At 54.9% G+C, this 26,463-nt stretch carries 29 protein-coding genes and 4 tRNA genes; all 33 read right to left on the bottom strand.

Features of this window, described 5'->3' with window-relative positions:
- Positions 1-17: 17 nt before the first annotated feature.
- The 33 genes from rplX to birA all read right to left on the bottom strand — a co-directional run bounded on the left by rplX (position 18) and on the right by birA (position 26,310).
- A complete protein-coding gene (rplX, locus tag NHU87_RS10585) occupies positions 18-332 on the bottom strand; it encodes a 50S ribosomal protein L24 (RefSeq protein WP_003176416.1) in 315 nt (104 codons plus the stop codon).
- An 11-nt stretch (positions 333-343) separates the two neighbouring features.
- Positions 344-712, bottom strand: a complete 369-nt coding sequence (gene rplN / locus NHU87_RS10580; protein ID WP_002555479.1) for a 50S ribosomal protein L14 — start codon at positions 710-712, stop codon at positions 344-346.
- A 23-nt stretch (positions 713-735) separates the two neighbouring features.
- On the bottom strand, positions 736-1,002 hold the full coding sequence (rpsQ, locus tag NHU87_RS10575) for a 30S ribosomal protein S17 (RefSeq protein WP_003176419.1): 267 nt from the start codon (positions 1,000-1,002) through the stop codon (positions 736-738).
- 2 nt (positions 1,003-1,004) lie between these two features.
- Positions 1,005-1,196, bottom strand: a complete 192-nt coding sequence (gene rpmC / locus NHU87_RS10570; protein WP_002555481.1) for a 50S ribosomal protein L29 — start codon at positions 1,194-1,196, stop codon at positions 1,005-1,007.
- On the bottom strand, positions 1,196-1,609 hold the full coding sequence (rplP, locus tag NHU87_RS10565) for a 50S ribosomal protein L16 (protein ID WP_007896757.1): 414 nt from the start codon (positions 1,607-1,609) through the stop codon (positions 1,196-1,198). The genes rpmC and rplP overlap by 1 nt, the downstream gene beginning before the upstream one ends.
- Before the next feature lie 12 nt (positions 1,610-1,621).
- Entirely contained in the window at positions 1,622-2,308 is a 687-nt protein-coding gene (rpsC, locus tag NHU87_RS10560) for a 30S ribosomal protein S3 (protein WP_003176422.1), read from the bottom strand.
- A 13-nt stretch (positions 2,309-2,321) separates the two neighbouring features.
- Positions 2,322-2,654 carry a 50S ribosomal protein L22 gene (gene rplV, locus NHU87_RS10555; protein ID WP_003103908.1) on the bottom strand — a complete coding sequence of 111 codons (333 nt, stop codon included), beginning with the start codon at positions 2,652-2,654 and terminating at the stop codon, positions 2,322-2,324.
- A 13-nt stretch (positions 2,655-2,667) separates the two neighbouring features.
- The gene (rpsS, locus tag NHU87_RS10550) at positions 2,668-2,943 is read right to left on the bottom strand and encodes a 30S ribosomal protein S19 (RefSeq protein WP_002555486.1); all 276 of its coding nucleotides are present in this window, start codon (positions 2,941-2,943) and stop codon (positions 2,668-2,670) included.
- 16 nt (positions 2,944-2,959) lie between these two features.
- Entirely contained in the window at positions 2,960-3,784 is an 825-nt protein-coding gene (gene rplB, locus NHU87_RS10545) for a 50S ribosomal protein L2 (RefSeq protein ID WP_008053874.1), read from the bottom strand.
- Positions 3,785-3,798: 14 nt separating this feature from the next.
- The gene (rplW, locus tag NHU87_RS10540) at positions 3,799-4,098 is read right to left on the bottom strand and encodes a 50S ribosomal protein L23 (protein ID WP_002555488.1); all 300 of its coding nucleotides are present in this window, start codon (positions 4,096-4,098) and stop codon (positions 3,799-3,801) included.
- Positions 4,095-4,697 (bottom strand): 50S ribosomal protein L4, encoded by a 603-nt coding sequence (gene rplD, locus NHU87_RS10535; RefSeq protein WP_007896707.1) that lies wholly within the window; start codon positions 4,695-4,697, stop codon positions 4,095-4,097. Before rplD ends, rplW begins: the two co-directional genes overlap by 4 nt.
- 12 nt (positions 4,698-4,709) lie before the next feature.
- The gene (gene rplC / locus NHU87_RS10530; protein WP_003186059.1) at positions 4,710-5,345 is read right to left on the bottom strand and encodes a 50S ribosomal protein L3; all 636 of its coding nucleotides are present in this window, start codon (positions 5,343-5,345) and stop codon (positions 4,710-4,712) included.
- Between the two features lie 80 nt (positions 5,346-5,425).
- Positions 5,426-5,737 carry a 30S ribosomal protein S10 gene (gene rpsJ / locus NHU87_RS10525; RefSeq protein WP_003186070.1) on the bottom strand — a complete coding sequence of 104 codons (312 nt, stop codon included), beginning with the start codon at positions 5,735-5,737 and terminating at the stop codon, positions 5,426-5,428.
- Between the two features lie 156 nt (positions 5,738-5,893).
- On the bottom strand, positions 5,894-7,087 hold the full coding sequence (gene tuf / locus NHU87_RS10520) for an elongation factor Tu (protein WP_007896660.1): 1,194 nt from the start codon (positions 7,085-7,087) through the stop codon (positions 5,894-5,896).
- 31 nt (positions 7,088-7,118) lie between these two features.
- Positions 7,119-9,224 (bottom strand): elongation factor G, encoded by a 2,106-nt coding sequence (gene fusA / locus NHU87_RS10515; protein WP_253548091.1) that lies wholly within the window; start codon positions 9,222-9,224, stop codon positions 7,119-7,121.
- Positions 9,225-9,254: 30 nt separating this feature from the next.
- Positions 9,255-9,725, bottom strand: a complete 471-nt coding sequence (gene rpsG / locus NHU87_RS10510; protein WP_002555493.1) for a 30S ribosomal protein S7 — start codon at positions 9,723-9,725, stop codon at positions 9,255-9,257.
- Between the two features lie 118 nt (positions 9,726-9,843).
- Positions 9,844-10,215, bottom strand: a complete 372-nt coding sequence (gene rpsL, locus NHU87_RS10505) for a 30S ribosomal protein S12 (protein WP_002555494.1) — start codon at positions 10,213-10,215, stop codon at positions 9,844-9,846.
- Positions 10,216-10,431: 216 nt separating this feature from the next.
- Entirely contained in the window at positions 10,432-14,631 is a 4,200-nt protein-coding gene (rpoC, locus tag NHU87_RS10500; protein WP_007896632.1) for a DNA-directed RNA polymerase subunit beta', read from the bottom strand.
- A 64-nt stretch (positions 14,632-14,695) separates the two neighbouring features.
- Positions 14,696-18,769 carry a DNA-directed RNA polymerase subunit beta gene (gene rpoB, locus NHU87_RS10495; RefSeq protein ID WP_038981299.1) on the bottom strand — a complete coding sequence of 1,358 codons (4,074 nt, stop codon included), beginning with the start codon at positions 18,767-18,769 and terminating at the stop codon, positions 14,696-14,698.
- Positions 18,770-18,989: 220 nt separating this feature from the next.
- Positions 18,990-19,355: a 50S ribosomal protein L7/L12 gene (gene rplL, locus NHU87_RS10490; RefSeq protein WP_038981298.1), complete on the bottom strand. Its 366-nt coding sequence runs from the start codon at positions 19,353-19,355 to the stop codon at positions 18,990-18,992.
- 74 nt (positions 19,356-19,429) lie between these two features.
- Positions 19,430-19,930 (bottom strand): 50S ribosomal protein L10, encoded by a 501-nt coding sequence (gene rplJ / locus NHU87_RS10485; RefSeq protein WP_038981297.1) that lies wholly within the window; start codon positions 19,928-19,930, stop codon positions 19,430-19,432.
- Positions 19,931-20,128: 198 nt separating this feature from the next.
- Entirely contained in the window at positions 20,129-20,824 is a 696-nt protein-coding gene (rplA, locus tag NHU87_RS10480) for a 50S ribosomal protein L1 (RefSeq protein WP_007896626.1), read from the bottom strand.
- Entirely contained in the window at positions 20,824-21,255 is a 432-nt protein-coding gene (gene rplK, locus NHU87_RS10475; RefSeq protein ID WP_008008888.1) for a 50S ribosomal protein L11, read from the bottom strand. Before rplK ends, rplA begins: the two co-directional genes overlap by 1 nt.
- 117 nt (positions 21,256-21,372) lie before the next feature.
- On the bottom strand, positions 21,373-21,906 hold the full coding sequence (gene nusG / locus NHU87_RS10470; protein WP_007896622.1) for a transcription termination/antitermination protein NusG: 534 nt from the start codon (positions 21,904-21,906) through the stop codon (positions 21,373-21,375).
- 9 nt (positions 21,907-21,915) lie between these two features.
- On the bottom strand, positions 21,916-22,284 hold the full coding sequence (gene secE / locus NHU87_RS10465; protein WP_007896620.1) for a preprotein translocase subunit SecE: 369 nt from the start codon (positions 22,282-22,284) through the stop codon (positions 21,916-21,918).
- 45 nt (positions 22,285-22,329) lie between these two features.
- Positions 22,330-22,405: transfer RNA gene (locus NHU87_RS10460), tRNA-Trp, on the bottom strand.
- Positions 22,406-22,458: 53 nt separating this feature from the next.
- Positions 22,459-23,652 carry an elongation factor Tu gene (gene tuf, locus NHU87_RS10455; protein ID WP_007896619.1) on the bottom strand — a complete coding sequence of 398 codons (1,194 nt, stop codon included), beginning with the start codon at positions 23,650-23,652 and terminating at the stop codon, positions 22,459-22,461.
- An 84-nt stretch (positions 23,653-23,736) separates the two neighbouring features.
- Positions 23,737-23,812: transfer RNA gene (locus NHU87_RS10450), tRNA-Thr, on the bottom strand.
- 26 nt (positions 23,813-23,838) lie between these two features.
- Positions 23,839-23,912 (bottom strand) — tRNA-Gly (locus NHU87_RS10445).
- A 24-nt stretch (positions 23,913-23,936) separates the two neighbouring features.
- Positions 23,937-24,021 (bottom strand) — tRNA-Tyr (locus NHU87_RS10440).
- A 142-nt stretch (positions 24,022-24,163) separates the two neighbouring features.
- The gene (locus NHU87_RS10435) at positions 24,164-24,604 is read right to left on the bottom strand and encodes a hypothetical protein (RefSeq protein WP_253548089.1); all 441 of its coding nucleotides are present in this window, start codon (positions 24,602-24,604) and stop codon (positions 24,164-24,166) included.
- A 7-nt stretch (positions 24,605-24,611) separates the two neighbouring features.
- A complete protein-coding gene (locus NHU87_RS10430; RefSeq protein ID WP_253548087.1) occupies positions 24,612-25,361 on the bottom strand; it encodes a pantothenate kinase in 750 nt (249 codons plus the stop codon).
- Entirely contained in the window at positions 25,351-26,310 is a 960-nt protein-coding gene (birA, locus tag NHU87_RS10425; RefSeq protein ID WP_253548085.1) for a bifunctional biotin--[acetyl-CoA-carboxylase] ligase/biotin operon repressor BirA, read from the bottom strand. The genes NHU87_RS10430 and birA overlap by 11 nt, the downstream gene beginning before the upstream one ends.
- Positions 26,311-26,463 lie beyond the last annotated feature (153 nt).

Raw genomic sequence — 26,463 nt, 5'->3', positions numbered from 1 at the left:
CTTCTACCTAGCAGTGTTCAAGCATCAACCGCTTTTTGGGTCGACTTGAAGACACGAATTTTCTTGCCGTCTTCTACTTTAAAACCAACGCGGTCAGCCTTGTTGGTTTCGCCGTTGAAAATGGCGACGTTAGAAGCATCCAGCGGAGCTTCTTTTTCGACGATACCGCCCTGCACGCCCGACATCGGGTTAGGCTTGGTATGACGCTTAACCAGGTTCAGACCGCCAATAACCAAACGGTTGTTAGCGAGAACCTTAAGCACCTTACCGCGCTTACCTTTGTCTTTGCCGGCGATCACGATGATCTCGTCGTCACGACGAATCTTTTGCATGTCGGATCTCCTTACAGCACTTCTGGGGCGAGCGAGACGATCTTCATGAACTTCTCAGTACGAAGTTCACGGGTCACTGGCCCAAAGATACGGGTGCCGATCGGCTCTTGCTTGTTGTTCAGAAGAACAGCAGCGTTGCCATCAAAGCGGATAATGGAGCCATCAGCACGGCGAACGCCGTGACGAGTGCGGACTACTACAGCAGTCATCACTTGGCCTTTTTTCACTTTACCGCGAGGAATTGCTTCCTTCACGGTAACTTTGATGATGTCACCGATACCAGCGTAACGACGATGGGAGCCACCCAGCACCTTGATGCACATAACACGGCGAGCGCCGCTGTTATCGGCCACATCGAGCATGGATTGAGTCTGAATCATATAATTTCTCCGACCCCTAGTCCTTAGACTTCCACAGCGCGTTCGAGAACATCAACCAGCGCCCAAGACTTGGTCTTGGCCAAAGGACGAGTTTCACGAATAGTGACTTTGTCGCCGATGTGGCACTGATTGGTTTCGTCGTGCGCGTGCAGCTTAGTCGAACGCTTAACGTATTTACCGTAGATCGGGTGCTTAACGCGACGCTCGATCAGAACGGTGATGGTTTTGTCCATCTTGTCGCTGACAACACGGCCAGTCAGCGTACGGACAGTTTTTTCGGCTTCAGCCATGATTACTTACCTGCCTGCTGGTTGAGCACAGTCTTCACGCGAGCGATGTCACGCTTAACTTGCGAGAGCAGATGAGACTGCCCCAACTGGCCAGTTGCTTTCTGCATACGCAGATTGAACTGGTCGCGCAGCAAGCCGAGCAGTTGCTCGTTCAGCTGCTGTGCGGATTTTTCACGAAGTTCATTCGCTTTCATCACATCACCGTCCGTTTAACAAAGGCGGTGGCGAGCGGCAGCTTTGCAGCAGCCAGGGCAAAAGCCTCACGCGCCAGCTCTTCAGAAACACCCTCGATTTCATACAGGACTTTGCCTGGCTGAATCTGGGCAACCCAGTACTCCACACTACCCTTACCTTTACCCATCCGAACTTCGAGTGGCTTTTTGGAAATAGGCTTGTCCGGGAATACACGGATCCAGATCTTGCCGCCACGTTTAACGTGACGGGTCAGAGCACGACGCGCTGACTCGATCTGACGAGCGGTGAGACGACCACGAGCTACAGACTTCAGCGCGAACTCGCCGAAGCTGACTTTGCTACCGCGCTGAGCCAGACCACGGTTGTGGCCTGTCATCTGCTTGCGGAACTTCGTACGCTTTGGTTGCAACATTTGGCGTACCCCTTACTTAGCAGCTTTTTTACGAGGCGCTGGTGCTTGTGGTTTCAGCTCTTCTTGGCGACCACCAATTACTTCGCCTTTGAAGATCCAAACCTTTACACCGATCACACCATAAGTGGTGTGAGCTTCGTAGTTGGCATAGTCGATGTCGGCACGCAGGGTGTGCAGTGGCACACGACCTTCGCGATACCATTCAGTACGTGCGATTTCAGCACCGCCGAGACGACCGCTCACTTGGATTTTGATGCCTTTGGCACCAATGCGCATGGCGTTCTGAACAGCGCGCTTCATAGCGCGACGGAACATTACGCGACGCTCCAGCTGCTGAGCTACGCTCTGCGCAACCAGCATACCGTCGAGCTCCGGCTTGCGGATCTCTTCGATATTGATGTGCACAGGCACACCCATTTGCTTGGTCAGGTCCTGACGCAGTTTCTCAACATCTTCACCTTTCTTCCCGATAACGATACCTGGACGAGCGGTGTGGATGGTGATACGTGCAGTCTGAGCCGGACGATGGATATCGATACGGCTTACGGACGCGCTTTTTAGTTTGTCTTGGAGATACTCACGCACCTTCAGATCAGCGAACAAATAGTCCGCATAAGTCCGACCGTCTGCGTACCAGACGGAGGTGTGCTCCTTGACGATTCCCAGGCGAATGCCAATGGGATGTACTTTCTGACCCATCTCTTCGACTCCGTTACTTGTCAGCAACCTTGACAGTGATATGGCAAGACCGCTTGACGATGCGATCAGCACGGCCTTTGGCACGTGGCATGATTCGCTTCAGCGAACGCCCTTCGTTGACGAAAACGGTGCTGACCTTCAGGTCATCAACGTCTGCGCCTTCGTTATGCTCGGCGTTGGCTACGGCCGACTCCAGCACTTTCTTCATGATCTCGGCGGCTTTCTTACTGCTGAAAGCCAACAGGTTGAGCGCTTCGCCCACCTTCTTCCCGCGGATCTGGTCGGCGACCAAGCGGGCTTTCTGGGCGGAGATTCGAGCGCCCGACAACTTAGCGGCTACTTCCATCGTTCCTTACCCCTTAACGCTTGGCTTTCTTGTCTGCCACGTGCCCACGATATGTGCGGGTACCGGCAAACTCGCCCAGTTTGTGGCCGACCATGTCTTCGTTCACGAGAACTGGAACATGTTGACGACCGTTATGCACTGCGATGGTCAGACCGACCATTTGTGGCAGGATCATCGAACGACGCGACCAGGTTTTAACTGGTTTGCGATCGTTCTTTTCCGCCGCCACTTCGATCTTCTTCAGTAGGTGAAGATCAATAAAAGGACCTTTTTTCAGAGAACGTGGCACTGTCGTATCCCTCTATTTACTTGCGACGACGGACGATCATTTTGTCGGTACGCTTATTACCACGAGTCTTCGCGCCCTTAGTCGGGAAGCCCCATGGCGATACCGGATGACGACCACCAGAGGTACGACCTTCACCACCACCATGTGGGTGGTCAACCGGGTTCATGGCAACACCACGAACGGTTGGGCGAACGCCACGCCAGCGTTTGGCACCAGCTTTACCCAGCGAACGCAGGCTGTGCTCGGAGTTCGAGACTTCACCCAAGGTCGCGCGGCATTCAGCCAGCACTTTACGCATCTCACCAGAACGCAAACGCAGGGTCACATAGACACCTTCACGAGCGATCAGCTGAGCCGAAGCACCAGCGGAACGAGCGATTTGTGCGCCTTTACCTGGCTTCAATTCGATGCCGTGTACGGTGCTACCAACTGGAATGTTACGCAGTTGCAGAGCGTTGCCCGGCTTGATCGGCGCCAAAGCACCTGCGATCAGCTGGTCACCAGCACTCACGCCTTTAGGGGCGATGATGTAGCGACGCTCGCCATCTGCGTACAGCAGCAGAGCGATGTGAGCAGTACGGTTTGGATCGTATTCGATACGCTCGACAGTGGCGGAGATGCCATCTTTGTCATTGCGACGGAAATCGACCAGACGATAATGCTGCTTATGGCCACCACCGATGTGACGAGTGGTAATACGACCATTGTTGTTACGACCACCAGACTTCGATTTTTTCTCGAGCAGCGGTGCGTGAGGAGCGCCTTTATGCAGCTCCTGGTTGACCACCTTGACCACAAAACGGCGGCCAGGGGAAGTCGGTTTGCATTTAACGATTGCCATGATGCACCCCTTCCTTACTCAGCACTGCTGCTGAAATCGAGATCTTGGCCTGGCTGAAGGGAGATAACTGCCTTCTTCCAGTCATTACGCTTGCCCAGACCGCGAGCAGTGCGCTTGCTCTTACCCAGAACATTCAGGGTAGTAACACGCTCTACTTTCACGCTGAACAGGCTTTCGACGGCCTTCTTGATTTCCAGCTTGGTTGCGTCGGTCGCAACCTTGAAAACGAACTGGCCTTTCTTGTCAGCCAGAACCGTAGCCTTCTCGGAAACGTGCGGGCCGAGCAGAACTTTAAATACGCGTTCCTGGTTCATCCCAGCAGCTCCTCGAATTTCTTCACGGCCGACACGGTGATCAACACCTTGTCGTATGCGATCAGACTAACTGGATCGGAACCTTGCACGTCACGTACATCAACGTGTGGCAGGTTGCGAGCAGCCAGGTACAGGTTCTGATCAACCACTTCAGACACGATCAAGACATCAGTCAGGCCCATGCCGGTCAGTTTGTTCAGCAGATCTTTGGTCTTCGGTGCATCAACAGCGAAGTCCTGAACCACAACCAGACGATCAGTACGCACCAGCTCAGCAAGGATGGAACGCATTGCTGCGCGATACATCTTCTTGTTCAGCTTCTGGGTGTGATCCTGAGGACGAGCTGCGAAAGTGGTACCGCCGCCACGCCAGATTGGGCTACGGATAGTACCGGCACGAGCACGGCCAGTACCTTTCTGACGCCATGGGCGCTTACCGCCACCACGAACGTCGGAACGGGTCTTTTGCTGCTTGCTACCTTGACGGCCGCCGGCCATGTAGGCCACGACTGCTTGGTGAACCAGCGTCTCGTTGAATTCGCCGCCAAATGTCAGTTCGGAAACTTCGATCGCTTGAGCGTCATTTACATTTAATTGCATGTCAGCTTCCCCTTAACCGCGAGCCTTGGCTGCTGGACGTACAACCAAGTTGCCGCCAGTAGCGCCAGGAACAGCACCCTTGACCAACAACAGATTGCGTTCAGCGTCCACGCGCACTACTTCGAGGGACTGCACGGTCACGCGCTCAGCGCCCATATGACCGGACATTTTTTTGCCCTTGAATACACGACCAGGAGTCTGGCACTGGCCGATAGAGCCTGGAACGCGGTGGGACACGGAGTTACCGTGGGTATTATCTTGCCCGCGGAAGTTCCAACGCTTGATCGTACCCTGGAAGCCTTTACCTTTGGACTGACCGGTTACATCAACCAGTTGACCAGCAGCGAAGATTTCAGCGTTGATCAGATCGCCGGCCTGGTACTCGCCTTCTTCAAGGCGGAATTCCATTACGGTACGACCAGCGGCAACGTTCGCTTTAGCGAAGTGGCCAGCCTGAGCAGCTGTAACACGCGAAGCACGACGCTCGCCTACAGTGACTTGCACTGCACGATAGCCATCGGTCTCTTCAGTTTTGAACTGGGTGACGCGATTCGGCTCGATCTCAATGACCGTGACCGGAATGGAGACACCTTCTTCGGTGAAAATACGGGTCATACCGCATTTACGACCGACTACACCAATAGTCATGTTGTAAACCTCATGAGTGTACGGGGCTTTCACCCGCTATGGCCGCCCATTTCAGAGCGTTACACGACTAAGACCGAGTCTTAGCCGAGGCTGATCTGCACTTCCACACCGGCCGCAAGATCAAGCTTCATAAGTGCATCAACGGTTTTATCCGTTGGCTGGACGATGTCCAGAACGCGCTTATGAGTACGGATCTCGTACTGGTCACGCGCGTCTTTGTTGACGTGCGGGGAGACCAGAACGGTGAACCGCTCTTTACGGGTAGGCAGTGGAATTGGACCACGCACTTGAGCACCAGTACGTTTCGCGGTTTCCACGATTTCCTGGGTGGATTGGTCGATCAGGCGATGGTCAAAAGCCTTCAACCTGATACGGATTTGCTGATTTTGCATTGGATTTCAGACTCCGGCTGCTATTCCCACCGAGCGCAATACGCCCGTTAAAAGGAGGCGCAATTCTATAGACGCCCCATATAGGTGTCAACCCAATAAAAAAGCCCCCGCTAAGCGGAGGCTTTTTCAACTCATCGAAGCTTACTCAAAAAGAGCTTACTCGATGATTTTGGCTACGACGCCAGCGCCGACGGTACGACCGCCTTCACGGATAGCGAAACGCAGACCGTCTTCCATTGCGATGGTCTTGATCAGGGTGACAACCATTTTGATGTTGTCGCCTGGCATTACCATTTCAACGCCTTCCGGCAGCTCGCAGTTACCAGTCACGTCAGTTGTACGGAAGTAGAACTGTGGACGGTAGCCTTTGAAGAACGGAGTGTGACGACCGCCTTCTTCCTTGCTCAGAACGTAGACTTCAGCTTCGAACTTGGTGTGCGGCTTAACCGAACCTGGCTTAACCAGAACCTGGCCACGCTCAACGTCGTCACGCTTGGTACCACGCAGCAGAACGCCGCAGTTCTCGCCAGCACGACCTTCGTCGAGCAGCTTACGGAACATTTCAACACCGGTGCAGGTGGTGACGGTAGTGTCACGCAGACCAACGATTTCCAGTGGATCCTGAACCTTGACGATACCGCGCTCGATACGACCAGTTACAACAGTACCGCGACCGGAGATCGAGAATACGTCTTCGATTGGCATCAGGAACGGCTTGTCGATAACACGGACTGGATCCGGAATGTAGCTATCCAGAGTCTCAACCAGTTTACGAACGGCAGTGGTGCCCATTTCGTTGTCGTCTTGGCCGTTCAGAGCCATCAGAGCCGAACCGATGATGATCGGAGTGTCGTCGCCCGGGAAGTCGTAAGTGCTCAGCAGATCGCGCACTTCCATCTCAACCAGCTCCAGCAGCTCAGCGTCGTCAACCATGTCAGCCTTGTTCAGGAAGACAACGATGTACGGAACGCCAACCTGACGGGACAGCAGGATGTGCTCACGGGTTTGTGGCATCGGACCATCAGCGGCCGAGCAAACCAGAATAGCGCCGTCCATCTGAGCAGCACCGGTGATCATGTTCTTCACATAGTCAGCGTGACCTGGGCAGTCAACGTGAGCGTAGTGACGGATCAGCGAGTTGTATTCAACGTGCGCGGTGTTGATGGTGATACCACGAGCCTTTTCTTCCGGAGCGCTGTCGATTTTGTCGAAAGCAACAACGGCCGAACCGAAAACTTCGGAGCAGACGCGAGTCAGAGCAGCGGTCAGCGTGGTTTTACCGTGGTCGACGTGACCAATGGTGCCAACGTTGACGTGCGGGAGGGTACGGTCAAATTTTTCTTTAGCCACGACAATTAACTCCTAGCCTAAAGGGGCTGAATCAGCCTTGTTTTTTGGTAACGGTTTCGACGATGTGCGACGGAGCCGTATTGTATTTTTTGAATTCCATAGAGTAGCTTGCGCGCCCCTGGGACATGGAACGGACGTCGGTTGCGTAACCGAACATCTCACCCAGCGGAACTTCGGCGCGAATCACTTTGCCGGAGACCGTGTCTTCCATACCCAGGATCATGCCGCGACGACGGTTAAGGTCGCCCATCACGTCACCCATATAGTCTTCAGGCGTAACAACCTCTACTGCCATGATCGGCTCAAGCAACTCACCACCGCCCTTCTGGGCCAGTTGCTTGGTAGCCATGGAAGCAGCCACCTTAAACGCCATCTCGTTGGAGTCGACGTCGTGGTAGGAACCATCGAACACGGTAGCCTTCAGGCCGATCAGCGGATAGCCGGCAACAACGCCGTTCTTCATCTGCTCTTCGATACCCTTCTGGATAGCCGGGATGTATTCCTTAGGAACCACACCACCTACCACTTCGTTCACGAATTGCAGACCTTCCTGACCTTCGTCAGCAGGAGCAAAACGAATCCAGCAGTGACCGAACTGGCCACGACCGCCGGATTGACGAACGAACTTACCTTCGATTTCACAGTTCTTCGTGATGCGCTCACGATAGGAAACCTGAGGCTTGCCGATGTTGGCTTCGACGTTGAACTCACGGCGCATCCGGTCAACCAGGATGTCCAGGTGCAACTCGCCCATGCCGGAGATGATCGTCTGACCAGTCTCTTCATCAGTCTTGACGCGGAAAGATGGATCTTCCTGAGCAAGTTTGCCCAGAGCGATACCCATTTTTTCCTGGTCATCCTTGGTCTTAGGCTCTACGGCAACCGAAATAACCGGCTCCGGGAAGTCCATGCGAACCAGGATGATTGGCTTGTCAGCGTTGCACAAAGTTTCACCAGTGGTGACGTCCTTCATGCCGATCAAGGCCGCGATGTCACCAGCGCGCACTTCCTTGATTTCTTCACGGGCGTTTGCGTGCATTTGCACCATACGACCCACGCGCTCTTTCTTGCCTTTAACCGAGTTGATCACGCCGTCGCCGGAGGCCAACACGCCCGAGTAAACTCGAACAAAGGTCAAGGTACCCACGAATGGGTCGGTAGCGATCTTGAACGCCAGAGCCGAGAACGGCTCGCTGTCGTCTGCGTGACGCTCCATTTCCTTGGTCTCGTCATCCGGGTCAGTACCCTTGATGGCAGGAATGTCGGTAGGAGCAGGCAGGTAGTCGATCACGGCGTCGAGAACCAGGGGAACACCCTTGTTCTTGAAGGAAGAACCGCAAACAGCCAGAACGATCTCACCAGCGATAGTACGCTGACGCAGAGCGGCCTTGATTTCCGCGTTGGTGAGTTCTTCACCCTCGAGGTACTTGTTCATCAGCTCTTCGCTGGCTTCGGCCGCAGCCTCAACCATGTTGCCGCGCCACTCGTCAGCCAATTCCTGCAGTTCAGCAGGGATAGGCTCGCGACGTGGAGTCATGCCTTTGTCAGCGTCATTCCAGTAAACAGCTTCCATGGACAGCAGATCGATCTGACCCTGGAAGTTGTCTTCGGAACCGATGGCCAACTGGATTGGCACCGGAGTATGACCCAGACGCTGCTTGATCTGACCGATCACGCGCAGGAAGTTGGCACCAGCACGGTCCATCTTGTTTACGTAAACAAGACGTGGAACGCCGTATTTGTTGGCTTGACGCCATACGGTTTCCGACTGAGGCTCAACGCCCGAGGTGCCGCAGAACACAACGACCGCGCCATCGAGAACACGCAGGGAACGCTCAACTTCAATAGTGAAGTCAACGTGGCCCGGGGTGTCGATGACGTTGAAGCGGTATTGGTCCTTGTGCTGCTTCTCGGAACCCTGCCAGAAGGCGGTAATGGCAGCAGAAGTAATGGTAATACCACGCTCCTGCTCCTGCACCATCCAGTCTGTGGTCGCGGCGCCGTCATGCACCTCGCCCATTTTGTGACTTTTGCCAGTGTAAAAAAGGACGCGCTCGGTGGTGGTGGTTTTACCAGCATCCACGTGAGCAACGATACCAATGTTACGGTAGCGGTTAATCGGTGTAGTACGAGCCATAAAGCCCTCGCAAAATTAGTGACGCTAAAATTAGAAGCGGTAGTGCGAGAAAGCCTTGTTGGCTTCAGCCATACGGTGCACGTCTTCACGCTTCTTAACTGCAGCACCTTTGCCTTCGGCAGCGTCCAACAGTTCGCCAGCCAAACGCAGAGCCATAGACTTCTCGCCGCGCTTACGGGCGAAGTCTACCAACCAGCGCATTGCCAGAGCGTTACGACGGGACGGACGAACTTCGACCGGAACCTGGTAAGTAGCACCGCCTACACGGCGCGACTTCACTTCGACCAGCGGAGCGATGGCGTCGAGAGCTTTCTCGAAGATTTCCAGGGGATCGCTGTTCTTGCGTTCTTTAACCTTTTCCAGCGCGCCATAAACGATACGCTCGGCAACGGCTTTCTTGCCGCTTTCCATTACGTGGTTCATGAACTTGGCCAGGATCTGGCTGCCGTATTTTGGATCGTCAAGCACTTCGCGCTTGGCTGCTACGCGTCTTCTTGGCATGGATAAGCCCTCAAACGGTCTTCAGGTTCGCTCGGAATCGGTGCCCTTTCGGGACGCCTCCGACCTTACTCTTATCGACTCAGAAAAATAGAAAATCAGTTTTTACAAAAAGCCACTACTACTTAGGCTTCTTGGTACCGTACTTCGAACGACCCTGGTTACGACCTTTAACACCGGAAGTATCCAAAGAACCGCGTACGGTGTGGTAACGAACACCTGGCAAGTCTTTTACACGACCGCCGCGGATCAGTACCACGCTGTGTTCTTGCAGGTTGTGGCCTTCACCGCCGATGTACGAGGAAACCTCGAAACCGTTGGTCAGACGCACACGGCATACTTTACGCAGTGCCGAGTTAGGTTTTTTCGGCGTGGTGGTATACACACGGGTGCATACGCCACGACGTTGCGGGCAGTTCTGCAGCGCAGGCACGTCGGATTTCTCGACGATACGCTTACGCGGCTGACGTACCAGCTGGTTGATAGTTGCCATCTACTAGCTCCACTGTTGTCTTGCGACGCTATTGTCTTGCAAGAAAAGCAAAATGGCAGGAACGAATTCCCGCCAAATTTAGGGGTACAAGAGTCTAAAGAGGATCTTGCCCCCAGTCAAGGCAAGGCCCCGACCTCCCCGCTCATCCAACCTCGACAAATTGTCTCGATTCGATGAACGGAACGGCCAGGGCCTTACGCTCATTTATCGCAGAACTCAGTTACCGCTTGAGTTCAGCGCTTCGGTCAGTGCAGCTTCCACTTCACTGGCGCTTACGCGCAACGGCTTGTCAGCATCACGGCGGCGCTTGCGCTCGCTGTGGTAAGCCAGACCGGTACCCGCCGGGATCAAACGACCCACGACTACGTTTTCTTTCAGGCCGCGCAGGTAATCGCGCTTGCCGGTTACCGCCGCTTCGGTCAGTACGCGAGTGGTTTCCTGGAAGGAAGCCGCCGAGATGAACGATTCGGTGGACAACGACGCCTTGGTGATACCCAGCAGTACGCGAGTGAACTTGGAAACGAACTTCTCGTCGCCAGCCAGACGCTCGTTCTCTACCAGAACGTGAGTCAATTCCATCTGGTCGCCCTTGATGAAACTGGAATCGCCGGATTCAGCGATTTCAACTTTACGCAGCATCTGACGCAGGATGGTCTCGATGTGCTTATCGTTGATCTTCACGCCTTGCAGACGGTAAACGTCCTGGATCTCGTTCACGATGTACTTGGCCAGCGCACTCACACCCAGCAGACGCAGGATGTCGTGTGGATCGCTCGGACCGTCGGAGATAACTTCGCCGCGGTTTACCTGTTCGCCTTCGAAGACGTTCAGGTGACGCCACTTCGGAATCAGCTCTTCGTACGGATCGCTACCGTCGTTCGGGGTGATAACCAGACGGCGCTTGCCTTTGGTCTCTTTACCGAACGCGATGGTGCCGCTGACTTCAGCCAGAATCGAGGCTTCTTTCGGACGACGGGCTTCGAACAAGTCGGCAACACGCGGCAGACCACCGGTGATGTCACGGGTCTTCGAAGTCTCTTGCGGAATACGAGCGATAACATCACCGATCGCGATTTTCGCACCGTCCGCTACACCGACCAGGGCGTTGGCAGGCAGGAAGTACTGAGCGATTACGTCGGTACCCGGCAGCAAGAGATCCTTGCCGTTGTCATCAACCATCTTCACAGCAGGACGGATATCTTTACCGGCAGCTGGACGGTCTTTGGCGTCGAGTACTTCAATGTTGGTCATACCGGTCAATTCGTCAGTCTGACGCTTGATCGTGATGCCTTCTTCCATGCCCACGTAGGTCACGGTACCTTTCATTTCGGTAACGATTGGGTGAGTGTGCGGATCCCACTTGGCCACGATTGCGCCAGCGTCGACCTTGTCACCTTCTTTAACCGAAATCACAGCACCGTACGGCAGCTTGTAACGCTCGCGCTCACGACCGAAGTCATCAGCGATCGCCAGCTCACCGGAACGGGACACAGCAACCAGGCAACCATCCACTCGCTCAACGTGCTTGAGGTTATGCAGACGGACGGTGCCGCCATTCTTCACCTGAACGCTGTCGGCTGCGGAGGTCCGGCTTGCCGCACCACCGATGTGGAACGTACGCATGGTCAGCTGGGTACCCGGCTCACCGATGGACTGAGCAGCGATAACGCCGACCGCTTCACCGATGTTCACCTGGTGACCACGAGCCAAGTCACGGCCGTAGCACTTGGCGCAAATGCCGTAGCGGGTTTCGCAGCTGATCGGCGAACGCACGATCACTTCGTCGATGCTGTTCAGCTCGATGAACTCGACCCACTTCTCATCTACCAGAGTGCCGGCAGGAACGATAATTTCCTCGGTACCTGGCTTGAATACGTCACGGGCAATGACACGACCCAACACGCGCTCACCCAACGGCTCAACAACGTCACCGCCTTCAATGTGCGGAGTCATTACCAGGCCATGTTCGGTGCCGCAATCAATCTCGGTCACAACCAGATCCTGCGCCACGTCTACCAGACGACGAGTCAGGTAACCGGAGTTCGCAGTTTTCAACGCGGTATCCGCCAAACCTTTACGAGCACCGTGAGTGGAGATGAAGTACTGAAGTACGCTCAAACCTTCACGGAAGTTCGCAGTAATCGGCGTTTCGATGATGGAACCGTCCGGCTTGGCCATCAGGCCACGCATACCGGCGAGCTGACGGATCTGCGCAGCAGAACCCCGTGCGCCCGAGTCGGCCATCATGTACATCGAGTTGAAAGACTCTTGGTCGACTTCGACGCCATGACGGTCGATGACTTTCTCTTTCGAGAGGTTGGCCATCATCGCCTTGGAAACTTCGTCGTTCGCCTTGGACCAAAGGTCGATTACTTTGTTGTACTTCTCGCCCTGGGTTACCAGGCCGGAGGCGTACTGACTTTCGATCTCTTTCACTTCGTCGGTGGCTGCACCGATGATGCGGGCTTTTTCATCCGGGATAACGAAATCGTTAACACCGATGGAAACGCCGGAGATGGTCGAATAAGCAAAACCGGTGTACATCAACTGGTCAGCGAAGATCACGGTCTCTTTCAAACCAACCACGCGGTAGCACTGGTTGATCAGCTTGGAGATCGCCTTTTTCTTCATCGGCTGGTTGACGACGTCGTACGACAGGCCAGGTGGGACAACCTGGAACAACAGCGCACGGCCGACAGTAGTGTCGACAATACGGGTGTTCTTGACGCTGCCACCATCACGATCGTTGACGGTTTCGTTGATCCGCACTTTGACTTTGGCGTGCAGTGCGGCTTCGCCGGCACGGAACACACGGTCAACTTCCTGCAGATCCGCGAACACACGACCTTCGCCCTTGGCGTTGATCGCTTCACGAGTCATGTAGTACAGACCCAATACAACGTCCTGCGACGGAACGATGATTGGCTCACCGTTGGCGGGCGACAGAATGTTGTTGGTCGACATCATCAACGCACGCGCTTCCAACTGGGCTTCCAGTGTCAGCGGTACGTGCACGGCCATTTGGTCGCCGTCGAAGTCGGCGTTGTACGCAGCACAGACCAAAGGGTGCAGCTGGATAGCCTTGCCTTCGATCAGTACCGGTTCAAACGCCTGGATACCCAGACGGTGAAGGGTCGGTGCACGGTTGAGGAGAACCGGGTGTTCGCGAATCACTTCAGCGAGAACGTCCCAAACCTCTGGCAGCTCGCGCTCGACCATCTTCTTGGCAGCTTTGATGGTGGTAGCAAGACCACGCATTTCCAGCTTGCCGAAAATGAACGGCTTGAACAGCTCGAGAGCCATCTTCTTTGGCAGACCGCACTGGTGCAGACGCAGGGTCGGGCCAACGGTAATTACCGAACGACCGGAGTAGTCAACACGCTTACCGAGCAAGTTCTGACGGAAACGACCCTGCTTACCCTTGATCATGTCAGCCAGGGATTTCAGAGGACGCTTGTTGGAACCGGTGATAGCGCGACCACGACGACCGTTGTCGAGCAGTGCGTCGACAGCTTCCTGCAACATACGCTTTTCGTTGCGCACAATGATGTCCGGAGCGGACAGATCGAGCAGACGCTTCAAGCGGTTGTTACGGTTGATCACTCGACGATACAGATCGTTGAGATCGGAAGTCGCGAAGCGACCGCCATCCAGCGGGACGAGTGGACGCAGATCTGGCGGCAGAACCGGCAGAACGGTCAGCACCATCCACTCTGGCAGGTTGCCGGAACCCTGGAAGGCTTCCATCAACTTCAGACGCTTGGACAGCTTCTTGATCTTGGTTTCGGAGTTGGTTTGCGGAATTTCTTCACGCAGGCGGCCAATCTCGTGTTCCAGGTCGATAGCGTGCAGCAGTTCGCGGACAGCTTCGGCACCCATGCGGGCATCGAAATCGTCGCCGAACTCTTCCAGCGCTTCGAAGTATTGCTCGTCGTTGAGCAGCTGACCTTTTTCAAGGGTGGTCATGCCTGGATCGATAACGACATAGCTCTCGAAGTAGAGAACGCGTTCGATATCACGCAGGGTCATGTCCATCAGCAGGCCGATACGCGATGGCAGCGATTTCAGGAACCAGATGTGGGCAACTGGCGAGGCCAGTTCGATGTGCGCCATGCGCTCACGACGAACTTTTGCCAGCGCGACTTCAACGCCGCACTTCTCGCAGATCACACCACGGTGCTTCAAGCGCTTGTACTTACCGCACAGGCACTCGTAATCCTTTACCGGGCCAAAGATCTTGGCGCAGAACAGGCCGTCACGCTCAGGTTTGAACGTACGGTAGTTGATGGTTTCCGGCTTTTTAACTTCACCGAACGACCACGAACGGATCATCTCAGGCGATGCCAATCCAATACGGATGGCGTCGAACTCTTCGACTTGACCCTGGTTTTTCAGCAAATTCAGTAGGTCTTTCAAGGCCTTTCCTCCTGGCGGAGCAGAGAGCGGGCAATCCTGCCCCGCTCTCGATTCGCGTCACGTGTTATTCGGTTTCCAGATCGATATCGATGCCGAGGGAACGAATTTCCTTGATCAACACGTTGAAAGACTCGGGCATGCCCGGCTCCATACGGTGATCGCCGTCCACGATGTTTTTGTACATCTTGGTCCGGCCGTTCACATCGTCCGACTTCACTGTGAGCATTTCTTGCAGAGTGTAAGCAGCACCGTATGCTTCCAGTGCCCAGACCTCCATCTCCCCGAAACGCTGACCACCGAACTGTGCCTTACCACCCAGCGGCTGCTGGGTAACCAGGCTGTACGAACCGGTAGAACGAGCGTGCATCTTGTCGTCTACCAAGTGGTTCAGCTTCAGCATGTACATGTAGCCAACAGTAACCGGGCGCTCGAACTTGTTGCCGGTACGGCCGTCGGTCAGCTGCATCTGGCCGCTTTCTGGCAGGTCTGCCAGTTTCAGCATGGCCTTGATTTCGCTTTCCTTGGCGCCGTCGAACACTGGAGTGGCCATTGGTACGCCGCCACGCAGGTTCTTCGCCAGATCCAGGATTTCCTGGTCGGAGAAGCTATCCAGATCTTCGTTACGACCGCCGATCTGGTTGTAGATCTCGTCCAGGAAGGTGCGAAGCTCAGCAACTTTACGCTGCTCTTCGACCATCCGATTGATCTTCTCGCCCAGACCTTTGGCCGCGAGGCCCAGGTGGGTTTCAAGGATCTGACCAACGTTCATACGCGAAGGTACGCCCAACGGGTTGAGGACGACGTCGACCGGGGTGCCATTGGCATCGTGCGGCATGTCTTCAACCGGCATGATCACGGAGACCACACCTTTGTTACCGTGACGACCGGCCATCTTGTCGCCCGGCTGGATGCGACGACGGATTGCCAGGTAAACCTTGACGATTTTCAGCACGCCCGGAGCCAGGTCATCGCCCTGCTGCAGTTTGCGCTTCTTGTCTTCGAACTTGTCGTCCAGCAGACGGCGGCGATCAACGATGTAGGCCTGAGCCTTCTCGAGCTGCTCGTTCAGAGCATCTTCAGCCATGCGCAGTTTGAACCACTGGCCATGCTCAAGACCATCGAGAACTTCGTCGGTGATTTCCTGACCTTTCTTCAGACCGGCGCCGCCTTCGGCTTTGTGGCCGACCAGAGCGGAACGCAGACGTTCGAAAGTGGCGCCTTCAACGATACGGAACTCTTCGTTCAGATCCTTGCGGATCTCGTCGAGTTGAGTCTTCTCGATCGACAGCGCACGAGCATCACGCTCAACGCCGTCACGGGTGAAGACCTGTACGTCGATGACGGTACCCTTGGTGCCGGTAGGCACACGCAGGGACGTGTCTTTAACGTCGCTGGCTTTTTCACCGAAGATGGCACGCAGCAGTTTTTCTTCCGGAGTCAGTTGGGTCTCGCCTTTCGGAGTGACCTTACCAACCAGGATGTCGCCTGCGCCAACTTCAGCACCTACGTAAACGATACCGGCTTCGTCCAGCTTGTTCAGTGCAGCTTCACCCACGTTCGGGATGTCTGCAGTGATTTCCTCTGGCCCAAGCTTGGTGTCACGCGCCACACAGGTCAGTTCCTGAATGTGGATCGTGGTGAAACGGTCTTCCTGAACAACACGCTCGGACAGGCAGATGGAGTCTTCGAAGTTGAAGCCGTTCCATGCCATGAACGCGATGCGCATGTTCTGACCCAGAGCCAGCTCACCCATATCGGTGGACGGACCGTCGGCCATGATGTCGCTGCGCTGCACCCGATCACCCTTGCTCACCAGCGGACGCTGGTTGATGCAGGTGTTCTGGTTGGAGCGTGTGTACTTGGTCAGGTTGTAGATGTCGACACCAGCTTCGCCGGTTTCAACTTCATCATCAGCAACACGAACCACGATACGGCTGGCGTCGACGGAGTCGATCACGCCACCACGACGAGCCACGACGCAAACGCCGGAGTCACGGGCTACGTTACGCTCCATGCCGGTACCGACCAGCGGCTTGTCAGCGCGCAGGGTTGGTACAGCTTGACGCTGCATGTTCGAACCCATCAACGCACGGTTGGCGTCGTCGTGCTCGAGGAACGGGATCAGCGACGCTGCAACCGAAACTACCTGCTTCGGCGATACGTCCATCAAGGTGACGTCTTCCGGCGCCTTGACGGTGAACTCGTTCAAGTGACGAACAGCTACCAGCTCGTCGATCAGGACTTTCTTGTCGTTCATCGTGGCCGAAGCCTGAGCGATCACGTGATCAGCTTCTTCGATGGCGGACAGGAAGACGATCTCGTCGGTGACCAGAGCGTCTTTCACCACACGGTACGGGCTCTCGAGGAAGCCGTACTGGTTGGTGCGCGCATAGGCAGCCAAGGAGTTGATCAGACCGATGTTCGGACCTTCCGGCGTTTCAATCGGGCATACACGACCGTAGTGAGTCGGGTGTACGTCACGCACTTCAAAGCCAGCACGCTCACGAGTCAAACCGCCAGGGCCGAGTGCAGAGACACGACGCTTGTGGGTGATCTCGGACAGCGGGTTGTTCTGGTCCATGAACTGGGAAAGCTGGCTGGAACCGAAGAACTCTTTCACCGCCGCAGCCACTGGCTTGGCGTTGATCAGGTCTTGCGGCATCAGGCCTTCGCTTTCAGCCATCGACAGACGCTCTTTGACCGCACGCTCAACACGTACCAGGCCAACGCGGAACTGGTTCTCGGCCATTTCGCCTACGCAGCGAACACGACGGTTACCCAGGTGGTCGATGTCATCGACGATGCCTTTACCGTTACGGATGTCGACCAGAGTCTTCAGTACCGCGACGATGTCTTCTTTGCACAACACGCCCGAACCTTCGATCTCGGTACGACCGATACGACGGTTGAACTTCATCCGGCCGACCGCAGACAGGTCATAGCGCTCAGGGCTGAAGAACAGGTTGTTGAACAGGGTTTCGGCAGCGTCTTTGGTTGGCGGCTCGCCAGGACGCATCATGCGATAGATCTCGACCAGCGCTTCCAATTGGTTGCTGGTGGAGTCGATCTTCAGAGTGTCGGAGACGAACGGACCGCAGTCGATATCGTTGGTGTACAGAGTTTCGATGCGAACAACCTGAGACTTGGCGATTTTTGCCAGGATCTCGGTGTTCAGCTCGGTATTGCACTCTGCCAGGATTTCGCCGGTTGCCGGATGCACGATGACCTTGGCGGTAGTGCGACCCAGGACGTAGTCCAGAGGCACTTGCAGCTCTTTGATCCCTGCTTTTTCCAACTGGTTGATGTGGCGAGCAGTAATACGACGACCTTGCTCGACAATAACCTTGCCTTTGTCATCCAGGATATCCAGGACAGCAATTTCACCACGCAGGCGCTGAGGCACCAGTTCCAGGCTGAGGTTTTCACCTTGCACGTGGAAGACGTTGGTGGTGTAGAACGCGTCCAGCACTTCTTCAGTGGTATAGCCCAACGCGCGCAGCAGTACCGATGCAGGCAGCTTGCGACGACGGTCGATACGCACGAACACGCAGTCTTTCGGGTCGAACTCGAAGTCAAGCCACGAACCGCGGTAAGGAATGATGCGCGCGGAGTACAGCAGTTTGCCGGAGCTGTGCGTCTTGCCACGATCGTGGTCGAAGAACACGCCCGGGGAACGGTGCAGCTGGGAAACGATTACACGCTCGGTACCGTTGATTACGAAGGTACCGTTCTCAGTCATCAGGGGAATTTCACCCATGTAGACTTCTTGCTCTTTGATGTCCTTGATCGCTTTGTTCGACGATTCTTTGTCGAAAATGATCAGGCGCACTTTTACCCGCAAAGGTACGGCGTAAGTCACACCGCGCAATACGCATTCTTTGACATCAAATGCCGGTTCGCCCAGGCGATAACCGACGTACTCCAGCGCAGCATTGCCGGAGTAGCTGATGATCGGGAAAACGGATTTGAAGGCCGCATGCAGGCCCACGTCGCGGAACTGATCTTTAGTCGCTCCCGCCTGCAAGAATTCACGATACGAATCCAGCTGGATTGCCAGGAGATACGGCACATCCATGACGTCCGGCAACTTGCTAAAGTCCTTGCGGATACGTTTTTTCTCAGTATATGAGTAAGCCATCAGCGTTCCCCAGCTTGGTCACCTGCTTGTTTGGCCCCTCCCGACGGGAGCAGCCAGAAAATCGTGCAAACCCCATGGTTTGCGCCACCGCATCGGGTGGTTACAGCTCGTTACCAGCACCGACCCAGTCGGCTGCCAATAACGGAAAAAGGCCGGTGGCAAGAGCCACCAGCCATCAGCCTTTCGCTTAACGCTCGGGCTGGAGGTGCAAAGTCGATGCTTACTTCAGCTCGACTTTAGCGCCTGCTTCTTCCAGAGTGGCTTTTGCTTTGTCAGCTGCGTCTTTCGAAACAGCTTCCAGAACGATGCCAGGAGCGCCGTCAACTACAGCCTTGGCTTCTTTCAGGCCCAGACCGGTCAGTTCACGTACTGCCTTGATCACGTTAACTTTCTTCTCGCCAGCTTCGGTCAGCATGACGTTGAATTCAGTTTGTTCTTCAACAACAGCGGCAGCAGCAGCTGGACCAGCCGATGCAGCAGCAGCGGTAACACCGAAGGTTTCTTCCATCGATTTGATCAGCTCAACGATTTCCACTACGGATTTCTGGCCGATTGCTTCGATGATTTGTTCGTTAGTCAGAGACATGACTCAATTCCTGAATTGGGGGACGGCCTACGCGACCATCGAAATAAACAAAAAACGCGAGAAGTTGACGAGCCTTAGGCTGCAGCAGCTTCTTTCTGGTCGCGAATTGCCGCCAGAGTACGAGCCAATTTGCTGGTAGCGCCTTGAATCACGCTCATCAGCTGGGAAATTGCTTCGTCACGGGTCGGCAGAGTTGCCAGTACGTCGATCTGATTAGCTGCGAGGAACTTGCCCTCGAACGCAGCTGCCTTGATCTCGAACTTGTCCTGACCCTTGGCAAACTCTTTGAAGATACGGGCAGCAGCGCCCGGATGTTCGTTCGAGAATGCAATCAGGGTCGGGCCGGTGAACACGTCATTGAGAACACTGTATTCAGTGTCAGCAACAGCGCGCTTGAGCAGGGTGTTACGTACAACACGTACGTAAACGCCAGCTTCACGAGCCTCTTTACGGAGTCCGGTCATTGCGCCTACTGTTACGCCACGGGCATCAACCACGACAGCGGACAGAGCGACTTTGGCAGCCTCGTTGACTTCAGCGACGATGGCCTTCTTGTCTTCGAGTTTAATTGCCACGGGTTTAACTCCTGCTTGTTACCGTTTCATCCAACCGAAGCCGGATGTCGTTTTGGTGTCTGATTCGGTAAGGAACCGGGAGCACCATCTGCGTAGGCTTGAGGTTTAAGACTTGCGTCGCCTACGGTCTTGGATAGCCCCCGCCAGGCAGGGACCCCAATCTTTCAATTGGCGCAATCGCTTGCGCCAACCTGTGTCTTACGCGTCGAGCGAGCCTTGGTCGATGACCAGACCTGGACCCATGGTGGTGCTCAGGGTAACGCGCTTGACGTAAATACCTTTCGAGGAAGCTGGCTTGATACGCTTCAGATCAGCGATCAGGGCTTCAACGTTTTCCTTCAGCTTGACGGCGTCGAAGCCGACTTTGCCAACGGAGGTGTGGATGATGCCGTTTTTGTCGGTGCGATAACGAACCTGACCAGCCTTGGCGTTTTTAACCGCGGTAGCTACGTCTGGAGTTACAGTGCCGACTTTAGGGTTAGGCATGAGGCCGCGTGGGCCCAGGATCTGACCCAACTGACCAACAACGCGCATGGCATCCGGGGATGCGATAACTACGTCATAGTTCAGGTCGCCGCCTTTCATTTCGGCAGCCAGGTCGTCCATACCTACACGGTCAGCGCCGGCAGCCAGAGCGGCCTCGGCAGCTGGACCCTGGGTGAAGACAGCAACGCGAACAGTCTTGCCAGTGCCGTGTGGCAGCACAGTAGCGCTACGAACGACCTGGTCGGATTTACGCGGGTCAACACCCAGGTTCACAGCAACGTCGAACGACTCGCTGAACTTGACAGTCGACAGCTCAGCCAGCAGAGCAGCAGCGTCTACAAAGTTGTAGGACTTGCCTGCTTCGATTTTGCCGGCGATAGCCTTTTGACGCTTGGTCAACTTAGCCATTACACACCCTCCACGTTAAGGCCCATGCTACGAGCAGAACCGGCGATAGTACGCACGGCTGCTTCCATATCAGCTGCAGTCAGATCCGCGTTTTTGGTTTTCGCGATTTCTTCCAGCTGAGCACGGGTCACGGTGCCAACCTTAACGGTGTTCGGACGAGCGGAACCGCTAGTCAGACCAGCAGCCTTCTTCAGAAGAACCGAAGCAGGTGTGGATTTGGTTTCGAAAGTGAAGCTACGGTCGCTGTAGACAGTGATGATCACTGGAGTCGGCAGACCTGGCTCAATACCCTGAGTACGGGCGTTGAAAGCCTTGCAGAATTCCATGATATTCACGCCGTGCTGACCCAGAGCAGGACCAACAGGTGGGCTTGGGTTAGCCTGAGCGGCCTTCACTTGCAGCTTGATGTAAGCGGTAATCTTCTTGGCCATGAGGCACTCCAATTACGGGTTCGAACGCCTCGAAAGGCTCCCCGGTTACTTGCGCGTTTATCCCAGTGACGACAAAACCCCACAGCCTAGGGCTGCGGGGTTGGGATGCTTGCTCAGCTAGACCTTTTCGACCTGGCTGAACTCTAGCTCTACCGGAGTAGAGCGACCGAAAATGAGCACTGCCACTTGGATCCGGCTCTTCTCGTAGTTAACTTCTTCAACCGTGCCAGTAAAATCAGCAAACGGTCCGTCATTGACACGCACCGACTCGCCTGGCTCGAACAACGTCTTCGGCTTCGGCTTGTCGCTACCATCAGCAACGCGACGCAGAATCGCTTCTGCCTCTTTATCCGTGATCGGTGCAGGCTTATCAGCGGTACCGCCAATGAAACCCATCACCCGAGGAGTATCCTTGACCAAGTGCCAAGTACCCTCGTTCATGTCCATCTGGACCAGCACATAACCTGGGAAGAACTTGCGCTCGCTTTTGCGTTTCTGGCCATTACGCATTTCAACCACTTCTTCAGTGGGAACCAGAATTTCGCCAAAGCCATCTTCCATGCCAGCCAGCTTTACGCGCTCTACCAACGAGCGCATGACATGCTTCTCGTAACCGGAGTAAGCATGCACAACGTACCAACGCTTAGCCACGGGACACCCTTAGCCGACAATCAAGGAAACAAGCCAGCCGAGCAGGGAATCAAGCCCCCACAACAGCAACGCCATAACCAGGACAACAGCCACAACAATCAGTGTGGTCTGCGTGGTTTCTTGGCGAGTTGGCCATACGACTTTACGAATCTCGGTGCGAGCTTCCTTCACCAGTACAAAGAAAGACTTGCCCTTGACTGTCTGCAGGCCTACAAAGGCAGCTACAGCAGCAATGACAAGCAAAGCAAGTACGCGGTACAGGATCGGCGAAGCAGAGTAATACTGATTGCCAACAACGCCAACAACCACCAAAGCGACTACTACTAGCCACTTGAGCAGATCGAAGCGAGAGCCTTGAGCTTCAGCTTTAGGAGTCATCTATGAAGATCCTGTGAAAAGAAAGCCAGACACACCAAGTGAATCTGGCAGGTCAGGAGGGAATCGAACCCCCAACCTACGGTTTTGGAGACCGTCGCTCTGCCAATTGAGCTACTGACCTAAAACAAAATCAGGCCGACCATTATGCCGGCCCGAAAAAGACATTACAACAACTTACTCGATGACTTTTGCTACGACACCAGCGCCGACGGTACGACCGCCCTCACGGATAGCGAAACGCAGGCCATCTTCCATCGCAATGGTTTTGATCAGGGTAACGGTCATCTGAACGTTGTCACCTGGCATCACCATTTCAACACCTTCTGGCAGCTCGCAGTTACCAGTCACGTCAGTTGTACGAAAGTAGAACTGTGGACGGTAGCCTTTGAAGAATGGCGTATGACGACCACCTTCTTCCTTGCTCAGAACATAAACCTCAGCAGTGAACTTGGTATGCGGCTTGACAGTGCCAGGCTTGACCAGAACCTGGCCACGCTCAACATCATCACGCTTGGTACCGCGCAGCAGAACGCCGCAGTTCTCGCCTGCACGACCTTCGTCGAGCAGCTTGCGGAACATCTCAACACCAGTACAAGTAGTTTTGACAGTGTCACGAAGACCAACAATCTCAACTTCTTCCTGAATGCGGACAATGCCACGCTCAACACGACCAGTCACAACAGTGCCGCGACCGGAGATCGAGAACACATCCTCGATCGGCATCAGGAACGGCTTATCAATAGCACGCTCAGGCTGCGGAATATAGCTATCCAGGGTCTCGACCAACTTCTTGACGGCAGTAGTGCCCATCTCGTTGTCGTCTTGACCATTCAGCGCCATCAGCGCCGAACCGATGATGATCGGAGTGTCGTCACCCGGGAAATCGTAAGTGCTCAGCAGATCGCGCACTTCCATCTCAACCAGTTCCAGCAACTCAGCATCATCAACCATGTCAGCCTTGTTCAGGAAGACCACGATGTATGGAACGCCAACCTGACGGGACAACAGGATGTGCTCACGGGTTTGCGGCATCGGACCATCCGCGGCCGAGCAAACCAGAATCGCACCATCCATCTGCGCAGCACCGGTAATCATGTTTTTTACGTAGTCAGCGTGACCTGGACAGTCAACGTGCGCGTAGTGACGCACAGCCGAATCGTACTCAACGTGAGCAGTGTTAATGGTGATGCCACGAGCTTTTTCTTCTGGGGCGCTATCGATCTTGTCGAAGTCAACCTTTGCCGAACCGAATACTTCGGAGCAGACACGGGTCAGAGCGGCGGTCAAGGTCGTTTTGCCATGGTCTACGTGACCAATGGTTCCAACGTTGACGTGCGGCTTGTTACGTTCGAACTTTTCCTTAGCCATCGAAATCACCCCTAGCAGAAGAATTAAGCAAGTACTCTCAGCCATTAAAACAAAGGCAGATATTTTCATATCTGCCTTGTTATATGGAGCTCTTGAGCGGATTTGAACCGCTGACCTCACCCTTACCAAGGGTGTGCTCTACCAACTGAGCTACAAGAGCGTAACACTTTGCAGGACCTGCAAACTTGGAGCGGGTAGCGGGAATCGAACCCGCATCATCAGCTTGGAAGGCTGAGGTTCTACCACTAAACTATACCCGCGGAGCTTGCAGCTCTCGCTAAAAATGGTGGAGGGGGAAGGATTCGAACCTTCGAAGTCGTAGACGTCAGATTTACAGTCTGATCCCTTTGGCCGCTCGGGAACCCCTCCTAAGCGAGCCGGCATTCTATATCATGCCAGCCTTCTGTCAAGCATTTTCTCATTAAAAACCTGAGGTTAGCTGCGTTGACCTCGCTTCACACTGCCAACCGTTAAAGGTCTTCACTGCGAAGCGGGCGCCATTCTATGCAAACTATTCGGCGGGTGCAACCCCCTCGCACGGCATTATTTTATGTTTTAACTCATTGAATTCTTTAGAAAGGTTTTGCAACTGTGAATCACCCAGCAAACGCCGGCTTTCTGGTGCCACACGCACCCAGTAACCATCAGACTCGGCAGGGGGCCTCAGCAAGGACTCGAACTTGATTTCCATGCCACTCAATCGCCGCTCGACCGCCTGAGCCGCTTCCTGACGAGTAAAACCGCCAAGATAGAGGCATCCATCATCTGCCTGGGCAGGCTTTCCTTTATCACGAGCCGCGTCAGTCGTTTCACTCAACAAGCGAATGTCCTGCTGCGACCCCCGATACAAACTCAAAGGGGTTACATCCTTTGCGCGCAGAGGAGCCTCTTGTTGGTGCCAGATGTAATAGAACACATTAAGAACAAGCAGCAGCAGAAACAACCAACGCATAAAAACCTCAGGACAAGGGACACGCCATCGCCAAACCTACAAATACCAGGTCTGGAACCACCCTGGCTTCGGGCACAATCTCGGAGACCAGATCAGCATCCCCGCCAGTCAGAAAGACTGCGAAATCATCCCCCCAATAACTGCGCGCCAACTCAAGCTGAGTCAGGACAAACCCTCTCAACATCAGCAAACAACCTCGCTCGACCGCCTCGACGGTTGTACGCCCAGGAACAAGACTCTCCAAAGCGCGCCCGGCAGCAAGATCTCCATAGCGAATTCTACGGGTATGGGTACGCAGCTGGTTGCGCATCAAAGGCATCCCCGGACAGATAAATCCTCCGAGATGCTCGCCATCCCCTGCAATAAAGTCAGCCGTAACGGCCGTACCAAAGTCGAGCACCAGACAAGCACCCGAAGCTAGATGAAATCCTCCGAGCATTGCAAGCCAGCGATCAAGCCCTAGCCGCTCGAACTCCTCATAGCCATTTCGAACCCCGGACATCTCGCGAGCCGGTGCCGCGCACACCACAGAAACGCCGAAAGCCTCGGTCAGCAGAGAAATCAGCGCACTGGTTTCTTCGGCGGTTCTGACACTGACTAAGCGACAATGTATGAGAGCGAGCCCCTCGAGCCCTTTCAAGCTCTCCAGCAAGGCGAGATCCGAATCAACAACCCCCTCGCCAACTACCCGCCGGACATCCTCGCCGAGTACACGCCACTTGATGAAACTGTTTCCGCAATCGAGCTCAAGAATCATCACGCAACCTCAGGCTGAGCTCGCCACCACTAAAGATCTTCTCCACACCATTCACCTTCAAGCGCAGGGCACCCTGACCATCGATACCCAGGACTTCGCCATCTATTTGATTAACACCGGCGATCAACGACACCGCCCGGCCCTGCCATAGATGATTTTGCTCCCACTCCGCCTGGATAGCCGGAAATCCGCCGGTCTGGTGGCGATTTAAATAGGTCTGGAGCATCAACCCTAGCTCCGCAACCAGATGATTGCGATCAACAGCCTTACCCGACTCGAGGCGCATGGACGTCCATTGCTGATCAACCTCATCGGTCATCTGCATGTTCACATTTATTCCGACACCGATCACCACGTGACACACATCAGCAGGATCCCCCACTAATTCGAGCAGTATTCCCGCAATCTTTTGCTGACCCACCAGAACATCATTCGGCCACTTCAAGCCCACACCTGAAATACCAATCCCTCGCAAGGCTTGCATTACGGCAAGCCCGACAACCAGACTCAAGCCTTCCAACTGCCGCATCCCGCCATCAATGCGCAGCACGAGACTGTAATAGATGTTCTCCGCAAATGGGCTCACCCATTTGCGCCCGCGTCGTCCGCGACCGGCCGTTTGCCGCTCAGCGAGCACCAGAAAGGGCGCAGGCTGGCCGCGCTCGATAGCGCGTAAGGCTTCAGCGTTGGTGGAGTCAATTGAGTCGAAGACTAGAATGGGCCACTCACAAGAAGGCGCCCGCGCGCTTATTTCCGCAGGATCAAGCAGTGTCAACGGCGCAGCCAGTTGATAGCCGCGACCGCGTACTTTGTGGATGGACAAACCGAGCTCAGCTTCCAAGTGCTGAAGCTGCTTCCATACAGCGCTACGACTGACGCCCAAGGCAGCGCCCAGGGCTTGGCCCGAATGGAATCGACCATCCTTAAGAAGCTTTAACAACGTCAGCATGCAAGTCTCGCCTCACAATGAGGCCCGCATGATAGCCATGCCCCGGGCTGTTGCATAGAAACCCCTACGAGCGAGATTTTCCTGCGGACAAAACAAAACCCCTACCTGCAGATGCAGATAGGGGTTTCGGAATTTGATCTTGACGATGACCTA

Origin of the sequence: Pseudomonas mandelii (assembly GCF_024138395.1) — a bacterium.
In the GTDB taxonomy this organism is placed as follows: domain Bacteria; phylum Pseudomonadota; class Gammaproteobacteria; order Pseudomonadales; family Pseudomonadaceae; genus Aquipseudomonas; species Aquipseudomonas mandelii_E.
This window is presented reverse-complemented; position numbering and strand designations above follow the sequence as displayed.